This is a genomic window from Streptomyces sp. NPDC020801 (assembly GCF_044334385.1).
Classification (GTDB): Bacteria; Actinomycetota; Actinomycetes; order Streptomycetales; family Streptomycetaceae; genus Streptomyces.
Genome location: NZ_JBIRST010000016.1, coordinates 51,277 through 69,076 on the forward strand (window position 1 = coordinate 51,277; position 17,800 = coordinate 69,076).

Genomic DNA, 17,800 nt, shown 5'->3' on the forward strand with positions numbered 1-17,800 from the left:
GGTTCGTGTCATGGCCTTGCAGATCAGCGCCACCAACCCGGAGCACCCCGCGCTCCTGCTGGAGCTGCCGTGGGAGACGCCGCTGGAGGAGTGGCCCGAGGAATACCTCGTGCCGCTGCCGCGCGGCATCTCCCGGCACGTCGTGCGCTACGCCCGCGCCGGCGACGAGGTGATCGCCGTCAAGGAGCTCGCCCAACGCCCGGCGCTGCGCGAGTACGGGCTGCTGCGCGACCTGGACCGGCTCGGCATCCCCGCCGTCGACGCGCTCGCCGTGGTCACCGGGCGCACCGGTCACGGCGGCGAGCCGCTGGAGCCGGTGCTGATCACCCGGCACCTGGGCGGTTCGATGCCCTACCGCTCGATGTTCGAGACCACCATGCGCCCGGCCACCATGCACCGGCTCATGGACGCCCTGGCCGTGCTGCTGGTGCGGCTGCACCTGGCCGGGTTCGCCTGGGGCGACTGCTCGCTGTCCAACACGCTCTTCAGGCGCGACGCGGGGGCCTACGCCGCCTATCTGGTGGACGCCGAGACCGGCGAACTGCACCCGCGGCTCAGCGGCGGGCAGCGGGAGTACGACCTGGACCTGGCCCGGGTGAACATCAGCGGCGAGCTGCTCGACCTGGAGGCCTCCGGCGCGCTGCACCCCTCGGTGGACCCGATCGAGTTCGGCACCGAGATCTGCGCCCGCTACCGGCGTCTGTGGGAGGAGCTGACCCGTACCTCGGTCTACCCGGCGGGCAAGTACCACTACATCGAGCGCCGGATACGCCGGCTGAACGACCTCGGCTTCGACGTCGCCGAGATGCAGATCGAGTCCTCCTCCACCGGCGACACCGTCACCTTCGTGCCCAAGGTCGTCGACGCCGGCCACCACCAGCGGCAGCTGCTGCGCCTGACCGGCCTGGACACCGAGGAGAACCAGGCCCGGCGGCTGCTGAACGACCTGGAGAGCTGGATGGCGACCCAGGACGACTACGCCCCCGGCAACCCGCCCCCGGGCCCTCGGCTTGGCTCGAGCAGGGGGGACGCCCAGGCCGCCCGCCCGGAGGTCCTGGCCCACCGCTGGGTGCGCGAGGTGTTCCGGCCCACCGTGCGGGCCGTGCCGCGCGAGCTGCGCGGCGCGATGGATCCGGCCGAGCTGTACCACCAGTTGCTGGAGCACCGCTGGTACCTGTCCGAGCGGGCGCAGCACGACATCGGCCTGGACACGGCGGTGGAGGACTACATCCGGAACATCCTGCCCAGGGCGCGCGGGACGCTGCAGCCGACCACCGACTGACTCAGGTGTGCGGGACGACGGCCACCGGGCAGCCCGCGTGGTGCAGCATCCCGTGCGCGACGGAGCCGATCCGCGCGCCCACCGCCGTGGGGCGGGCGCGGCGCCCCACGACCAGCAGCTGGGCCCGGTCGGCCGCCGCCAGCAGCACCTGACCCGCGCTGCCCATCTCCACGTGCTCGACGACGGGGACGTCCGGGAACCGCTCCCGCCACGGCTGCAGCGCGGCGGCCAGCCCCTTCCTCTCGTACGGCTCCAGGCCGCCGGCCTCGTCGAGGAGCCTGAGCGAACCGGGGCTGTAGGCGAACATCGGCGGCAGGGTCCAGGCCCGCACGGCACGGACGGTGGCGCCGCGGGCGGCCGCCGTCTCGAACGCGAACCGCAGGGGGTCGGCGCTGTCCTCCGGGGCGCCGTGCTGGCCCACGACGACCTCCCGGCCCGCGGCCTCGGCGGCGGCCTCGTCCCCGGCGCGCACCATGACCACGGGCCGTACGGCCTCGGCGATCACCTGCTGTCCGACGGAACCGACCAGGAATCCCACCAGCGCCCCCTGTCCGCGCGAGCCGAGCACCAGCAGCTCCGCCTCCGCCGCGGCGGCGATGAGCGCCCGTACGGCCCCGTCCTCCACGGCGTCGGTGGCCACCGTCAGGCCCGGGTGCCGTTCGGTGACCCGCCGGGCGGCCTCGGCGAGTGCGTCCCGGGTCCACTGCCGCTGCGTGTCCCGGTCGCCCATGTCGAAGGCGTCGTGCACCTCGAAGCGCCAGGCGTGCACCACGCGCAGCGGCAGCCCGCGGCGCACTGCCTCCCGCCCCGCCCATGCCAGTGCCGCGAGGCTCTCCTCCGATCCGTCCACCCCTGCCGTGATCGGGCGCGTCATGCCGTCTGCCTCCCTGTGTCGGGTTCCCGTCCGTGGGCCCAGTCTTCCCTACGCCGCCCGCACGCCACCCGCGCGAATCCTGGAATACGCTGCCCCGCATGACCTTGGAATGGGAACAGGTGATCGTCGACGCGGCCGACCCGGTGGCCCTCGGACGCTGGTGGGCCGATGCCCTCGGCTGGGTGGTGGTCGAGGACGATCCCGAGGAGTTCGAGATCCGCCCGGCCCCGGACCGCCTGCCGGGCCTGCTCTTCGCGTCGGTGCCCGAGGCGAAGACCGTCAAGAACCGGCTGCACCTCGACTTCCGCCCGGACGAGCAGGAGGCCGAGGTCGCCCGCCTGCTGTCGCTCGGGGCGCGGCGCGCGGACGTGGGGCAGGGCGAGCAGACGTGGGTCGTGCTCACGGACCCCGAGGGCAACGAGTTCTGCGTGCTCCGGTCCCGGCACCGGGCCGGCTGAGGGACCCCGTCCCCCGCATTCCCGGCCCCGGGCCGGCTTCAGGGACCCGTCCCCGCATGCCTGAGCGAAGCGGGGGGATCGAACATACGATGGGCGGGAGCCGGCGCCGTGACGACGGGGGCGCGCCGGCCGCACGATCCGACCGCTCGGGGTGGGAGAAACATGGCACAGGCCGCGGAGCCGACGCGGACCGTCATCATGACCGTGGACGACGATCCGGGGGTCTCCCGTGCCGTCGCCCGTGACCTCAGGCGGCGCTACGGCGAGTCGTACCGGATCGTGCGCGCGGAGTCCGGCGAGTCGGCGCTGGACGCCCTGCGCGAGCTGAAGCTGCGCGGCGACCTGGTCGCCGTCATCCTGGCCGACTACCGGATGCCGCAGATGAACGGCATCGAGTTCCTCGAACAGGCCCTGGACGTCTACCCGGGCGCACGGCGGGTGCTGCTGACCGCCTACGCGGACACCAACGCGGCGATCGACGCGATAAACGTCGTGGACCTGGACCACTACCTCCTCAAGCCCTGGGACCCGCCCGAGGAGAAGCTCTACCCGGTCCTGGACGACCTGCTCCAGGCGTGGCGGCACAGCGACTACCGGCCCGTGCCCAGCACGAAGGTGGTCGGGCACCGCTGGTCGGCGCGGTCCTCCGAGGTGCGGGAGTTCCTGGCCCGCAACCAGGTGCCCTACCGCTGGTACTCCTCCGACGAGCCCGAGGGCCGGCGGCTGCTGAAGGCGGCCGGGCAGGACGGGCAGCGGCTGCCGCTGGTGGTCACGCCGGACGGCACGCCGCTGGTCGAACCGGAGGCGCCCGAGCTCGCGGCCCATGTGGGGCTGGCGACGACTCCGGCGGCCGACTTCTACGACCTCGTGGTGATCGGCGGTGGACCGGCCGGGCTCGGCGCTGCGGTGTACGGGGCCTCGGAGGGGCTGCGGACGGTGCTCGTGGAGCGCTCGGCGACCGGCGGCCAGGCCGGCCAGAGCTCGCGGATCGAGAACTACCTCGGCTTCCCGGACGGCGTCTCGGGTGCCCAGCTCACCGACCGGGCGCGCCGGCAGGCGGCGAAGTTCGGCGCCGAGATCCTCACCACCCGGGAGGTGACCGGCCTCGAGGTCAACGGCGCGGCGCGCACCGTGCGGTTCTCGGACGGCTCGGCACTCGCCGCGCACAGCGTGATCCTGGCGACCGGCGTGTCCTACCGGCAGCTGCCGGCATCGGGGTGCGAGGACCTCACCGGCTGCGGGGTGTTCTACGGCTCGGCGCTGACCGAGGCGCCCTCCTGCCAGGGCCAGGACGTGTACATCGTCGGCGGCGCCAACTCCGCGGGGCAGGCCGCGATGTACCTGTCCCGGGGTGCCAAGTCGGTGACCCTGCTGGTGCGCGGCCCGTCGCTGTCGGCGTCGATGTCGCACTACCTGATCCAGCAGATCGACGAGGCCCCGAACATCTGCGTGCGCACCGGCACCGTCGTCGAGTCCGCGCACGGCTCGGACCACCTGGAACAGCTCACCCTGCGCGACACGAAGACCGGCGAGAGCGAACGCGTCGACGCGCAGTGGATGTTCGTGTTCATCGGCGCCGCCCCGCTGACCGACTGGCTGGACGGCACGGTGCTGCGTGACGAGCACGGGTTCATCCTGGCCGGCCCCGACCTGACCGCCGACGGACGGCCGCCCGCCGGCTGGGAGCTGGAGCGGCCGCCGTACCACCTGGAGACCAACGTGCCGGGCGTGTTCGTGGCGGGCGACGCCCGCGCGGAGTCCGCCAAGCGCGTCGCGTCCGCCGTCGGAGAGGGAGCCATGGCCGTGATGCTCGTCCACCGGTATCTGGAGCAGTCGTGAGCGGCCGGCCGCTGCCGTGCAGCCCGAAGGAGATCGGGTCGCTGTTCCTGTTCGAGAAGCTGTTCCCCGAGCAGCTGGGCCGGCTGTGCAGCGAGGGACGGGTGGAGGGGTTCGAGCCCGGCCCGGTGTACACCGAGGGCGACCCGGCCACCTGCTTCTACGTGATGCTGGAGGGCACGGTGGTGCTCTCCCGCCGGGTCGGCGGCGACGACGTGGAGGTCACCCGGACCTCGCAGCGCGGGGTGTACGCGGGCGCGATGCAGGCGTACATCGGCGACCGGGTGCGGCAGGTGTACAACAACTCGATGCGTGTCACGGAGCCGACGAGGTTCTTCGTACTGCCCGCGGACACGTTCGCGAGCATCATGCAGGAATGGTTCCCGATGGCGGTGCATCTGCTGGAGGGGCTGTTCTTCGGGGCGAAGAGCACCCAGGCCGCCATCGGCCAGCGGGAGCGGCTGCTGGCGCTCGGCTCGCTGTCGGCCGGGCTCACGCATGAGCTCAACAATCCGGCGGCGGCGGCCGTGCGGGCGACGGCGACCCTGCGCGAGCGGGTGGCCAAGATGCGGCACAAGCTCGCCGTCATCGCCGAAGGTCCCTTCTCCCGCGACCAGTTGGCGAACCTCATCGACCTCCAGGAGCGCACGGCCGAACGGGTCGCCAAGGCCCCGTCGCTGACCCCGCTGGAGGCCGCGGACCGGGAGGACGCGCTGACCGACTGGCTGGAGGACCACGGCATCGACCACGGCTGGCAGCTCGCGCCCACCTTCGTCCAGGCGGGGCTCGACGCCGGCTGGCTGGAGCAGGTCGCGGCGGCCGTGGACGAGGAGATCCTGCCGGGCGCCGTGGCATGGCTCAACTACACGGTGGAGACCGAGCTGCTCATGGACGAGATCGCGGACTCCACCACCCGCATCTCGCACCTCGTGGACGCGGCCAAGCAGTACTCGCAGCTGGACCGTGCCCCCTACCAGGTGGCCGATGTGCACGAACTCCTGGACAGCACGCTGCTGATGCTGTCGGGCAAGATCGGACCGCGCATCAAGGTGGTCAAGGAGTACGACCTCACGCTGCCGCGGATCCCCTCCTACCCGGCCGAGCTGAACCAGGTGTGGACCAACCTGGTCGACAACGCGGTCTGCGCCATGGACGGCGCCGGCGGCGACGGCACGCTCACGGTGCGCACGGGGCGGCACGACGACCGGCTCCTGGTCGAGTTCCGCGACACCGGACCGGGCGTTCCGGCGGAGATCCGGGACCGGATCTTCGACCCGTTCTTCACCACCAAGCCGGTCGGCCAGGGCACCGGCCTGGGCCTGGACATCTCCTGGCGGATCGTCGTCAACAAGCACCACGGCAGCCTGCGCGTGGAGTCGGTGCCGGGCGACACGCGCTTCCAGGTCCTGCTGCCGCTGACCGCCGCGGAGACCGGCGCCACGCCCCCCGGCCGCACGGCCGGCGACACCCCGCTCACGTCCGAGGAGCCGGCATGACCAGTGATCCCGGGATCGACCCCAGCGTCCCGCCGAGCGGCACCGGCTGCGTCGAGTGCGACGCCGCCGGCGGCTGGTGGTTCCATCTGCGGCGCTGCGCCGCCTGCGGCCACATCGGCTGCTGCGACGACTCCCCCGCCCAGCACGCCACCGCCCACCATCACGCCACCGGACATCCGGTGATCCGCAGCTTCGAGCCGGGCGAGAGCTGGTTCTGGAACTACGAGACGAACGAGCTGCAGGAGTCGGGCCCCGAGCTGGCCCCTCCGGCCGCCCACCCTGCGGACCAGCCGGCCCCGGGCCCGGCCGGACGCGTCCCGGCGAACTGGGCGGACACGCTGCGCTGAGCCACACATGCGGATGCCCCGCCGGGGGCGGGGCATCCGGTCGTGCTCGACGACGAACCGTCAGTGGCGGTCCGCCGGGGTGTTGGCGGCGGTGACATTGACCGCGGCCCAGGCCCGGTCCACCGTCTTGTACTCGGTGCTGCTCGCGCCGTAGAGGTCCTTGGCCGCCTTCAGCGTCGCGACGCGCGCGTCGTGGAAGTCGGTCGTGGAGACCATGTAGCGGGTCAGCGCCCGGTAGAAGATGGCGGTGGCCTTGGTGCGGCCGATGCCCGTCACCGACAGCCCGCCGTAGGTCGGCGAGTTGTAGGCGACGGTGCCGATCGTCTTGCGGCCGCTGCCCTCGGCGAGCAGGTAGAACGCGTGCGAGGAGACACCGGAGCCGGCGTGCACCTCGGTGTAGTACACGTCGGGCGACCAGTAGTCGATCGTGCCCTCGAGCTTGTCGAGGGACGGGTGGTCCAGGCGCCGCAGGAACTTCTGCGCCAGGCCCAGCTTCTCGCCGATGAGGTAGTTCGGCGGGTTCTTCGTGTTGTTGGCGAAGAACTCGACGTTGGAGCCGAAGATGTCGGCCAGCGACTCGTTCAGCGAGCCCGGCTCGCCGTACTGGTTGCCGTTGGAGTCCACATAGGTGGGCTGCAGCTTGGCGGTGGCGTCCACGACCCCGTGGGTGAGCTCGTGTCCGGTGACGTCGAGGGCGACCAGCGGCTTCTTGAACATCTGGCCGTCGCCGTCGCCGTACAGCATGCAGTCGCACGTCGGGTCCCAGAACGCGTTCGCGATCTTGTTCCCGAAGTGGACCATCGCCTTGGCACCCTTGGAGTTGTTCTCGATGCCCTTGCGCCCGAAGGTCTTCTTGTAGAAGTCCAGGGTCTTGGTGATGCCGTACTGCGCGTCCACGGCGGCGCTGGCGCGGCTGGAGACGGCGCCGTTGCCCCACTTGTTGGTGGTGCTGGTGAACTTCGTACCCTTCGCGAAGTTCTCCAGCAGCTTGTTCTTGGCGTCCCGCGTCTCGGTCCCGTAACGCGTCGGGTCCTTCAGCAGGAAGCTGGTGCGGGCCGTCTGGGTGGTGGTCAGCGAGACCGTGCCCACGAACAGCGACGCGCCGGAGCCGGTGACGGTCCGCGGGTAGGCGGCCGCCGCGGTGGGGCTGGTGACGCCGAGGCCGGACGGCAGCGGGGCGCCGGCCGTGGCCGGGTCGAGCGTCTCGCCGCGCTTGCGCAGGGTGTCCAGCAGCTTGGGCGACAGGAACTCGTCGCTGTCGGGCGTGTTGCTGCGCACCTTGCCGGTGACGGCGTCGATGACGACCGTCCGGGAGCCGCCGCCCTCGGTGGTGGAGCTGTCCGTGACCCGCACCTGGTAGGCGAGGGCGGAGGAGCCGTCACGGGCGTCGACCACGAGGTGGGCGCCGCCCGCGTCGCCCTTGGCGACGGAGGCGGCCTTGGCCGCCGCCTGCGCCGGCGTCACCTTGGCCTGGGTGGCGGCCGGTTCCACGTCGTGTCCGGCGGCCCGGGTGACACCGGTGTACGCCAGCGAGTGGTCCAGGTGGACCACGAGGTCGCCGCCGAGGACCGGCATGCCCTGGTGGGTGCGCATGAACCGGACGTGGCGCGCGCCCTCGGGGTCGAGCATCACGTCCTGGGCCCGCAGCCCGTCCCCCTGGCTGACGCCGGTCTCCGCCGCGTGGGCGAAGGCGGCGGTGCGGGCGGCTTCCACGACGGGGGCGGCGGAGGCGGTGGCGGACGCCGCCGCACTGTCCGGCCCCGCGCCGGGAAGGGCCAGCGCCGGGCCGGCCAGGCCCGCGGCGGCCGCGGTCACCGCGACGGCGACCGCCACGGTGCGTATGTGAGGTCTGTGCACTCTTGGGGGTTCCTTCGTTAGTGAAGGCGGCCGGGATCGCCAACCGCCCCGAGACATGGCGGAGTTGCGCCATGGGGGCTGGTCGGGCCCCGGAACGGAACCCTTATGGATCAGTCATGAGCATGTAAAGCACGAATGATCCATTCCGTGCAGTCCATGACAATCTTTTGCCAATCCACCCCACTCAGTGATCAGCGAGTGACCAACTGTGTGTCGTCTGTGGAGAGGTGACGCGATGGGCGAAGGTTGCGTTGCCCCAATGTGATCGATCTCGCACGGACCACGCGCGGACGGAGACGGGAGAGGAATCGTATGGCCTCACGAACGATCTGCAGGAGTGCGGTGCTCGGATCGCTGGCGCTGACCCTGGTGGCGGGGCCGGCGCACGCGGTGGACGGCCGGCCGGCCGCCGCGGAGCCCGCCGTGCCCGCCGAACTGCCCGCGCCGGACACGGCGGGCCTCGGACGCCTGCTGCGCACGGCGCTGACGCAGGGCGCGCCGGGCGCGATGGCACGGATCGACGACCACCGCACGGTCTATGACGACCACGCCGTGGTGTACAAGGCCACCGAGGGGGTCGCCGACCGCGGGACCGCGGAGGCGATGAACACGGCCGACCGGTTCCGCATCGGCAGTGTCACCAAGACCTTCTCCGCCGTCGTCCTGCTGCAACTGGCGGCCGAGGGCAGGCTGAAGCTGGACACGTCCGTCAACCACTACCTGCCGGGCCTGCTGCCCGACGACCGGATCACGGTGCGGCACGTGCTCAGCCATCGCAGCGGGCTGTACGACTACACCGACGACATGTTCGCCGAGACCGTCCCCGGCTTCGAGGCCGTGCGCACCAAGGTGTTCACCTACCGTGAGCTGGTGGCCCGTTCGCTGAAGCACCCGCTCACCCACGCGCCGGGCGCCGTCTACGCCTACTCCAACACCAACTTCGTGGTCGCCGGCCTGCTCATCGAGAAGCTCGCGGGCCACTCGGTGCGCACCGAGTACGAGAACCGCATCATCAAACCGCTGAGGCTCACCGACACCTTCTACGTCCACCCCGACACGAAGATCCCCGGCCGCCACGCACACGGCTATCTCACGCCGGACGACACCAAGGCCGCGCTGGTGGACGCCACCGACCAGACGGTGTCCTGGGCGCAGAGCGCGGGCGCGCTCATCTCCTCCACCCACGACCTGAACACCTTCCTCTCCGCACTGCTCGGCGGCCGGCTGCTGCCCGCCGCGCAACTGGCCGAGATGGAGCGGTGGATCCCGGCGGGCACCGCCCAGGCGTACGGGCTCGGGCTGCGCCGCCGCGACCTGTCGTGCGGGGTGTCGGTCTACGGGCACACGGGTGCCGTCCAGGGCTTCTACACCTACGCCTTCACCAGCAAGGACGGCAGACGCAGCCTCGCCGCGCTGGTCAACACCTCCAACAACGGCGCGGTGCAGGTCACCATGCTGGGCACGCTGGAATCGGCGTTCTGCGGCAAGCAGACCAAGGTGCGGAGTGCGGCCCCACTCCCCCGTCCGGACGCGGAGAACGACCTCGCTCGGTGAGCTTGGCGGAACCGTCCTCTCCGGGCGACCATGCCCGGATGAAGGGTGATCTCTTTTCCAGTGAGCACGTGGTGCAGCCCGCGACCGCGCCGGGCATGACCGTCGAGAACGCCAAGTGCGTCAGATACGCGGTGGACGGCGAGATGTTCGCCCGCCAGGGCTCGATGGTGGCCTTCCGCGGCAACCTGCAGTTCGAACGCAAGGGCCAGGGCGTGGGCGGCATGCTCAAGCGTGCGGTCACCGGAGAGGGACTGCCGCTGATGGCCGTGCGCGGACGGGGCGAGGCCTGGTTCGCGCACGAGGCCCAGAACTGCTTCGTCGTCGAGGTCGACCCGGGCGACGAGTTCACCGTCAACGGGCGCAACGTCCTGTGCTTCGACCCGTCGTTGTCGTACACCATCAAGACGGTCAAGGGTTCGGGCATCGCCGGTGGCGGGCTGTTCAACAGCGTGTTCACCGGACAGGGGCGGCTGGGGCTGGTGTGCGAGGGCAACCCGCTGGTCATACCGGTCACGCCGCAGCAGCCGGTGTACGTGGACACGGACGCGGTCGTCGGCTGGACGGCCCACCTCCGGACATCCCTGCACCGCTCGCAGTCGATCGGCTCGATGCTGCGCGGCGGGTCCGGCGAGGCGGTGCAGCTGACCCTGCAGGGCGAAGGGTACGTCGTCGTCCGGCCCAGCGAGGCGACCCCGCCCAAACCCCAGCAGCACTGAGGGAGTTGAGCACCGCCCGGAAGGTGATCTGCGCCGCACGGGCAACCCCGGCGCCCGTACCCGCGTCTTGATCGGCAACAGCAACAGCAACAGCAACAGCAACAGCAACAGCCGACCGCCCTGGTCCACGAGGGCCAGGGCCGGTTTCCGACGCGCTATACACACCATGTATACACATCGTGTATAGAAAGGTACGCATGTACGGCAAGGCATTCGCCCCTGAGTACCAGGGCGCCCTCACCTCCCTGTCCGTGAACTCCTCGCTGACCGATGTCCTGGCCGCCGGGAGAGAGCAGCTGGCGGCCGCCGAGCGGGCCGGGCGGCAGGGCGAGGCGGCGCGCTCCGGGCTCGCGGTCGCCGAGGCGCACCGGCGGCTCGGCCAGGTGCGGGAGGCCGACCGGGCCTGGAAGGCGAGCTACCGGGCCGCGCGGGAGGCCGGGGACACCGCCGCGATGGCCTGGGCGCTGTGGAGCGGCGGCACGCTGGCCCGCCAGCGAGGGGCGTTCGCGCTGGCCTGGCGGCTGCTCGGCCTCGCCGCCGAACTCGGCGAGCGCGGCGGGGACGTCGTCGTGCGCGGCTACTCGCTGGCCGGGCTCGCCGAGACCGGCCGGATCCAGGGCGACTACGAGGCCGTCGGCCGGCTGCACGAGCAGCTGCTCGCCGAGGCGCGGCGGCGCGGCGAAGCCCGGCACACGGTGTGGGCGCTGGAGGGAATCGCGCAGATGCACCGCAACACCGGCTCCTACGACACGGCGTACGCGATGTTCGAGGAGGCCGCCGGGATAGCCGCCCGCGCCGATGACCGGCGCGGCCACGCGTGGGCGCTGCGCGGTCTCGCCGACATCCTCTCGGTGCGCGACGCGGACACCGGGCGCGCGCTCGCCCTGCTCTCGGAGGCGGAGGAGAGCTGCCGCGCGATGAAGCTGGCCGGCGCGCTGGCGTACAACCACAAGATGCGCGGCAACGTCCTCTACCGCGCCGGGCGGTACGCGCAGGCGCGGGCGACCTATGAGCAGTCCCTTGCGGAGTTCCGCGCCATAGGCGAGCCCCGCGGCGAGGCCCTCTCCCGCCTCGGCCTCGCCAAGTCCCGCGCCCGCCTGGGCCACGACCCGGCCGAGACGGCCGCCGAACTCGCCGACCTGGCCCGCGTCCTGGAGCGCATCGGCCTGCGCCACGCCCGGGAGATGGTACGGCGGGCCCAGGAGGAACTCGGTCTCACGGATGCCACGACCGGCCGGGCCCGCGCCGTGGAGCCCACCGCGGCCGCCGCGACCTGCGGCGCCGGTGGTGCGGTCGCGGGAAGTGCGCAGGACGGGCGGTGAGCGCGGTGTCATCGGCTGTGCCCGTCGCGGTCGGGGTGCCCGAAGTGCTGCAGCGGTGCCGGGAGTTGGTGCGGCCCGTGCTGGCCGAGACGGTGGGGCGGCTGCATCCGTGGGTGGGTGAGATGGCCGGGTACGCGTTCGGCTGGTGCGAGGTCGGCGGGGCTCCCGCGGCCGCGCCGGGCGGCAAGGGCGTACGGCAGGCGCTCGCGGTGCTCGGGGCGGAGGCGGCCGGAGCGGACGGGCGGGACGGGGTGGCCGCGGCCGTGGCGGTGGAGCTGGTGCACGCCTTCTCACTGGTGCACGACGACATCATGGACGGCGACGCGACCCGGCGAGGCCGCCCCACCGTGTGGAAGGCGTACGGCACGGGCCCGGCCGTCCTCGCCGGCGACGCCCTGTTCGCGCTCGCCGTCGAGACGCTCGCCGCGGCCCCCGGCGGGACCGCGGCCCTGCGCAGACTCTCCGTGACGCTCGCCGACCTGCTGCGCGGGCAGGCCGACGACCTGCTGTTCGCCACGCGTCCCTGGACGGGACCCGAGCGGGTGCGGCCGGCGGAGTACCGGGCGATGGCGGAGCACAAGACGGGTGCCCTGCTGGGCTGCGCGGCCGCGCTGGGCGCCGTGCTGGGCGGGGCGCCCCCGGCGACGGCCGACGCGCTGGACCGGGCCGGCCGGCACCTCGGGGTCGCCTTCCAGGTGGTGGACGACGTCCTGGGCCTGTGGGGCGACCCGGCCGTCACGGGCAAGCCCGTACACGCCGATCTGCGCGAACGGAAGAAGACCTTCCCGGTGCTCGCCGCTCTCGACGCCCCGCACCCGGCCGCCTCCCACCTCGCCGGACTGCTGGAGTCGGACGGGGAAGGCACCGAGGCGGCCGCGCTGATCGAGGCCGCGGGCGGCCGTGCCGCGGCACTGGCCGAGGCCCACCGGCACGTGGCCGCCGCCGAGACGGCGCTGGCCGCCGTGCCGCTGCGGGCGGCGGCCGCCGCGCAGCTGCGCGCGCTGCCGGCCTTCCTGCTGCGGCGTGACCTCTGAAACGTGTTGACCTGCGCCGCCTCACGGGTGAGGGTCGAGGCGGCGCGGACCAACACCCCCGCGCCGGGAAGGTGAACTGCCTTGATCGGCATCTCGGAGATCGAAAGGGCGGCCGAGCGGATCGCCGGGCACGTCGTGCGCACCCCGACCGTCCCGAGCCCCGGACTGTCCGCGCTGCTCGGCGTCCCGGTGACCACGAAGCTGGAACTGCTGCAGCGCACCGGCTCGTTCAAGGTGCGCGGCGCGACGGCGAAGCTGCTCTCGCTCGACGATGCGCAGCGGGCCGCGGGCGTGGTGGCGAGCAGCGGCGGCAACCACGGCATCGCACTCGCGGTGATGGCGGCCGCCCTCCAGGTGAAGGCCACGGTGGTCATGCCCCGGTCGGCGCCCGCGCGGTCCATCGCGATCGTGGAGGAGACCGGGGCGTCGGTGCGGCTGACCGACGGCATGGACGAGGCGTTCGCGACGGCGACCCGGCTGAGGGACGAAGGGCTCACCCTGGTCCACCCCTTCGACGACCCGGTGGTGATCGCCGGTCAGGGCACGGTCGGCCTGGAACTCGCGCGGGACGCCGGCGAGGTCACGGACGTGCTCGTCAGCATCGGGGGCGGCGGGCTGATCTCGGGCGTCGCCGCGGCGCTGCGCGCGCTGCGTGACGGGGTGCGTATCTGGGGCGTGGAGACCGAGGGCGCCGAGGCGATGTCCAGGGCCCTGGCGGCCGGCGGACCGGTCCCGGTGGCCCTCTCCTCCATCGTGTCGACGCTGAGCGCCCCGGCGGTGTCCCGGCTGACGTACGACCATGTCTCCGCCCTGGTCGACGAGGTGCTCGTGGTACCGGACAGGGAGGCCGTCCGGGGCTGCCTGGAGCTGGCCGAGCACGCCAAGGTGTGGGCCGAGCCGGCCGCGGGCTGTCTGCTGCCGGCGGCCCGGCAGGTGCGGGAGCGGGTCGGCGCCCGGGCCCGCCTCGGGCTGGTGGTGTGCGGGGGCAACGCGACGCTTCCCGACGTGGCGTCCTGGGCGGACCGCTTCGGCTTGCGCTGACGCGGTGTTCCGGGGGATCCGGGCGGTGTTCCGCGCTCCGCGATCGGCGATCGAAAGGCGTCAGCGGGGTCGAATTCGGCCGTCGGCCGGGATTACCGATGGTTACCACAGGTCGGTGGCCGTGCATTCGCCCGGAGGATTCCGCCGGGCGAATTGCGCGGCGGTCCCGCTCGGGTGGAATCGGAACTTCCCGGGGCTCCTTCGGTCATGTGAGTGCACCGGCCGATCGGCACAACGACGCACCTCCGGGCGGGTTCGGCAGGCCGGACACGTTCCGGGGCGGGATCTGGACGGATTTCATCGCACACGTGCTCGGCAATGGCTGAATAAAAGGCAGGAACAGCCGCCGGGTTGCGGTTCCTTTGAACAGACCCGGTCTCGGCCGTCGTACCTCTGGGAAAGGTGATGCCGGGGGTTCAGCGAGGGATGACCATGGTCGAGGGGCACGTGTCCGCACAGGAGCCGATCGCCGGACGGTACCGGCTCCTGGAGGTCGTCCACCGCGCGACGAATCACATCTGCTGGTACGGCGAGGACGTGGCGGCGGAGCGTCCCCGCCTGCTGACCCAGACCGGGCTGCCGGCCGACACCGACCAGGAGAGCGCCCGCCGGATCACAGCGCGCATCATGCGCACCGCCGAGACCATGGGACTGCTGCGGCCGGGCCGGGTCGCCACGGTGGTCGACGCCGTGGCGGAGGCCGGGGCGCTGTGGACGGTCACGGAGTGGATCGACGGCATCCCGCTGGGCGAACTCCTCGCCAAGGAGGGCCCTTTCAACTACGTGCGGGCGGCGCGGATCGGCCTTGAGATCCTCGACGTGCTGGAGGCCGCCCACACCGAGGGCATCACGCACGGCGAACTCGGGCCCGGCCAGGTGTTCGTGCGGGACCAGGGCGGGGTGGTACTCACCGGTTTCGGCCTCGCGGGCGCGACCCTCGCCCCCCGGATCACCGCACCGGCGTACGCCTCCCCCGAGCAGGCCCGCGACGAGCGCATCGGACCTGCGGCCGACCTGTGGGCGCTGGGCGCGATGCTGTACGCCATGGTCGAGGGGCACCCGCCGTACTGCGACCGGGGCGGGCCGGAGGCCACGCTCGGGGCCGTGGACCGGCTGCCGCTGCGCAGCCCGGTGCGGGCCGGAGCGCTCACCCAGGCCGTGCAGGGCCTCCTGCGCAAGGACTCCCGGGAGCGGCTGACCCGTCCGGTGGTCCGGGAGGCGCTCACCCGCGTCCTGCGCGAGAACCCCGACATGGTCGCGCGGGAACTCCCCCGGCCCCGGCTGCGCGGCGCGTACGCCGCGGCCCGCGAGGCGGGCCGGACCTGGAGCAGACGGACCATGACCGTGGGCACCACCCTGGCCGTCGTCACCGTCGCGGTGGCCGTCCTGGCGGTGACCCATCAGCTGCCCGGCACCGGCACCTCGGGCTCCGGCGCCGCCCCCCGCGCCACCGAACCTCCCTCCGCCTCCACCTCCGCCACCGCCAAGGCACCGGGCGGCCGGCCCGCAGGCGCCACACCGTCACCGCCCACCACCCCCGGCTCCTCTCCCTCCTCTCCCTCCTCTCCCTCCTCTCCCTCGTCCCCGGCCTCGGGCCTGCCGTCCGGCTACCGCCTCTACAACGCCCCGGAAGGCTTCTCCATCGCCCTTCCCGCCGGGTGGCAGCCGCTGCGGACCGTGCGCGCACCCGACCAGGCGTACCGCGTCGTATTCGGCACCAGCGGCGAAGAGCGCACCCTCGCGGTCACCTACAGCACCCGCGTGGGCCCGGACCCGGTCGCCGTCTGGCGGGACGACGTCGAACCGGGTCTGGAACGGCAGCCCGGGTACGGGCGGATCGGCGCCATCCGCGCGACGACGTACCAGGGGCACAAGGGCGCCGACATGGAGTGGCTGTCGGGGACCGGGGACCAGCGGGTGCACACCTTCGGCCGCGGCTTCCTCCTCGGCGGCCGCCGCGGCTTCTCGCTGCGCTGGACCACCCCCGCCGACGACTTCGGCGCGGCCACGAACAAGCAGGCCCTGAGCGTCTTCCTGAGGACCTTCCGGCCGGCGGCGGTCTGACCGGCCGGATCGGCCGATCCGCCGTTTTCGGGCACATCGTCCGGGGACTCGGCCGTCATGGTGCAAATCGGATACACGATGATGACCGAGCAGGCCGGTCCCCGTGAACTGGTCGGCCATGTGGTGCGGGCCGAGGAGGTCGGCTTCGACTTCTCGGTGACCTCGGACCACTACTTTCCGTGGCTGCGCTCGCAGGGCCACTCGCCGTACGCGTGGGCGGTGCTCGGCGCGGCAGCCCAGGCGACCTCGCGCATCCCGCTGATGACGTACGTGACCTGCCCGGCCTTCCGCTACCACCCGGCGGTCGTGGCACAGAAGGCGGCGACGCTGCAACTGCTGTGCGAGGGCAGGTTCCGGCTGGGCCTCGGCTCCGGCGAGAACCTCAACGAGCATGTCGTGGGCGGCGGCTGGCCCTCCGTCGACGTACGCCACGAACGGCTGGAGGAGGCCGTCGAGATCATCCGGGCCCTGTTCCGGGGTGGCCATGTCACCCGCCACGGCGCCCACTTCGACGTGGACTCGGCCCGGCTGTGGGACCTGCCGGACCAGCCGCCGCCCATCGGCATCGCCGTCTCCGGCGAACAGTCCTGCAGGCTCGCGGGCCATCTCGCAGACCTGGTCATCGCCACCGAGCCCGATACCGGTCTGCTTGAGACCTTCGACCGGCTCGGCGGCGAGGGCAAGCCGCGCGTGGGCCAGCTGCCCGTCTGCTACGACCCCGACCGCGACACGGCCGTCAAACGCGCGCATGCGCAGTTCCGCTGGTTCGGCGGCGGCTGGAAGGTCAACTCCGAACTGCCGCATCCGGACGCGTTCGAGTCGGCCACCCGGTTCGTCGGGCCCGGCGACGTGGCCGGGTCCATTCCGTGCGGCGACGACCCGGAGGCCTTCGTCGAGGCGGTGCGTCCGTACGCCGAGGCCGGGTTCACCGAGATCGCGCTGGTGCAGATCGGCGGCGAGTCGCAGGAGACGTACCTGGACTGGTCGGCGAAGACCCTCCTGCCGGCACTGCGCGACGCCTTCGCCTGACCGGCCGGGCGGGGCCCCGCCCCGCCCCGCGCCGCGCCGCGCCGCTGGGGACTTTCACCCGGATGCCTGAGCATCTCGCGCGTTTCGGGGGTACTAGAGGGCTCTACGTCCTGATGTCCCCGGAGGGTCCCTCTCGTGAACTCCTACGTGCACAAGACCGTGGTCGTGCAGTTGCAGGCGGGCGCCACGGATCGCTTTCCCGTGCTGGCGCACCTCGGTTACGACGCCGACGACCCGTTCGCCGTCACGGTCGTCTTCAGTCACGACGGCCGGGTGCTCGCCCGGTGGACCCTGGACCGCGAGATGCTCGGCGACGGGCTGACACGGGCGGTTGGACTCGGCGACGTCCACTTCCGTCCCGTGTCGTCCGGCCCGTCGGAGGAGCTGTGCATGGAGTTCTACGGCAACTCCCACCCCGACGGGGGACGGCACCACGCGGCGGTGTTCGTGTGGGCGCCGGCCGTCGCGGCCTTCCTGCGGGAGACGCACGAGGTGGTGGCGCCCGGTACGGAGGAGTTCGGCGCCGACGACTTCCTGGCGGAGGTCATCGCGGGGGGCTGAGCGCACCGCCAATGAGTGGCCGTGCTCACGCCGTCCCCGCGCCCCCCGGCCACGAGGAGGCTCTCCCGGCTTCGAGCCCGCCCCGTCCGCCGTCTTCGTCCCTTCCGCCGTCTTCGGCGCGCCCGCCGTCTTCGGCGCGCCCGCCGTCTTCGGCGCGCCCGCCGCGCGCCCCGGCCCGCGCCGTGTCCTGCCCGCCCCCCTGCCCGGGGTGGTGGCCGGGCCGGGCGTCCGCGCGTCGGTCCAGCGCCTGCCGACAGACCGGGTCCCTGTCGGCGACCGGGTCCGCGAGACCCCCGGTCTGGAGTGGGCGGCCGCGGCCCGGGCTCACG

Annotated in this window: 15 protein-coding genes; 13 read left to right on the top strand and 2 right to left on the bottom strand. The window is 72.8% G+C overall.

Annotated features, from left to right (window positions below; translation table 11 throughout):
• The first annotated feature begins 10 nt into the window (after positions 1–10).
• Positions 11–1,282, top strand: coding sequence for a DUF4032 domain-containing protein (locus ACH4UM_RS28605; RefSeq protein WP_398185235.1), 1,272 nt, complete (start codon positions 11–13; stop codon positions 1,280–1,282).
• Position 1,283: 1 nt separating this feature from the next.
• On the opposite strand, the gene ACH4UM_RS28610 is transcribed toward ACH4UM_RS28605, so the two are convergent.
• Positions 1,284–2,156: a universal stress protein gene (locus ACH4UM_RS28610; protein WP_398185238.1), complete on the bottom strand. Its 873-nt coding sequence runs from the start codon at positions 2,154–2,156 to the stop codon at positions 1,284–1,286.
• 98 nt (positions 2,157–2,254) lie between these two features.
• Here ACH4UM_RS28610 and ACH4UM_RS28615 point away from each other — a divergent pair, with 98 nt between their 5' ends.
• The 4 genes from ACH4UM_RS28615 to ACH4UM_RS28630 all read left to right on the top strand — a co-directional run bounded on the left by ACH4UM_RS28615 (position 2,255) and on the right by ACH4UM_RS28630 (position 6,293).
• Positions 2,255–2,614, top strand: coding sequence for a VOC family protein (locus tag ACH4UM_RS28615; RefSeq protein WP_398185241.1), 360 nt, complete (start codon positions 2,255–2,257; stop codon positions 2,612–2,614).
• A 162-nt stretch (positions 2,615–2,776) separates the two neighbouring features.
• Positions 2,777–4,453, top strand: a complete 1,677-nt coding sequence (locus ACH4UM_RS28620) for an FAD-dependent oxidoreductase (protein ID WP_398185244.1) — start codon at positions 2,777–2,779, stop codon at positions 4,451–4,453.
• The gene (locus ACH4UM_RS28625) at positions 4,450–5,946 is read left to right on the top strand and encodes an ATP-binding protein (protein WP_398185246.1); all 1,497 of its coding nucleotides are present in this window, start codon (positions 4,450–4,452) and stop codon (positions 5,944–5,946) included. Before ACH4UM_RS28620 ends, ACH4UM_RS28625 begins: the two co-directional genes overlap by 4 nt.
• Positions 5,943–6,293, top strand: coding sequence for a UBP-type zinc finger domain-containing protein (locus ACH4UM_RS28630; protein WP_398185249.1), 351 nt, complete (start codon positions 5,943–5,945; stop codon positions 6,291–6,293). Before ACH4UM_RS28625 ends, ACH4UM_RS28630 begins: the two co-directional genes overlap by 4 nt.
• A 60-nt stretch (positions 6,294–6,353) precedes the next feature.
• Here ACH4UM_RS28630 and ACH4UM_RS28635 read toward each other — a convergent pair whose 3' ends face one another.
• A complete protein-coding gene (locus tag ACH4UM_RS28635; protein ID WP_398185252.1) occupies positions 6,354–8,150 on the bottom strand; it encodes a M4 family metallopeptidase in 1,797 nt (598 codons plus the stop codon).
• 312 nt (positions 8,151–8,462) lie between these two features.
• Here ACH4UM_RS28635 and ACH4UM_RS28640 point away from each other — a divergent pair, with 312 nt between their 5' ends.
• The 8 genes from ACH4UM_RS28640 (at position 8,463) to ACH4UM_RS28675 (ending at position 17,471) form a co-directional block, all read left to right on the top strand.
• Positions 8,463–9,704, top strand: coding sequence for a serine hydrolase domain-containing protein (locus tag ACH4UM_RS28640; RefSeq protein ID WP_398185255.1), 1,242 nt, complete (start codon positions 8,463–8,465; stop codon positions 9,702–9,704).
• Positions 9,705–9,742: 38 nt separating this feature from the next.
• A complete protein-coding gene (locus ACH4UM_RS28645) occupies positions 9,743–10,420 on the top strand; it encodes an AIM24 family protein (RefSeq protein ID WP_398185257.1) in 678 nt (225 codons plus the stop codon).
• Between the two features lie 197 nt (positions 10,421–10,617).
• On the top strand, positions 10,618–11,742 hold the full coding sequence (locus ACH4UM_RS28650; RefSeq protein ID WP_398185260.1) for a tetratricopeptide repeat protein: 1,125 nt from the start codon (positions 10,618–10,620) through the stop codon (positions 11,740–11,742).
• A complete protein-coding gene (locus ACH4UM_RS28655; protein ID WP_398185263.1) occupies positions 11,739–12,776 on the top strand; it encodes a polyprenyl synthetase family protein in 1,038 nt (345 codons plus the stop codon). The genes ACH4UM_RS28650 and ACH4UM_RS28655 overlap by 4 nt, the downstream gene beginning before the upstream one ends.
• Positions 12,777–12,857: 81 nt before the next feature.
• A complete protein-coding gene (locus ACH4UM_RS28660) occupies positions 12,858–13,817 on the top strand; it encodes a threonine/serine dehydratase (protein ID WP_398185265.1) in 960 nt (319 codons plus the stop codon).
• A gap of 426 nt (positions 13,818–14,243) precedes the next feature.
• Positions 14,244–15,881 carry a protein kinase gene (locus ACH4UM_RS28665; RefSeq protein WP_398185267.1) on the top strand — a complete coding sequence of 546 codons (1,638 nt, stop codon included), beginning with the start codon at positions 14,244–14,246 and terminating at the stop codon, positions 15,879–15,881.
• Positions 15,882–15,938: 57 nt separating this feature from the next.
• A complete protein-coding gene (locus ACH4UM_RS28670; protein ID WP_398185270.1) occupies positions 15,939–16,910 on the top strand; it encodes an LLM class F420-dependent oxidoreductase in 972 nt (323 codons plus the stop codon).
• A gap of 135 nt (positions 16,911–17,045) precedes the next feature.
• Positions 17,046–17,471 (top strand): SsgA family sporulation/cell division regulator, encoded by a 426-nt coding sequence (locus ACH4UM_RS28675; protein WP_398185273.1) that lies wholly within the window; start codon positions 17,046–17,048, stop codon positions 17,469–17,471.
• The last annotated feature ends 329 nt before the right edge of the window (positions 17,472–17,800 follow it).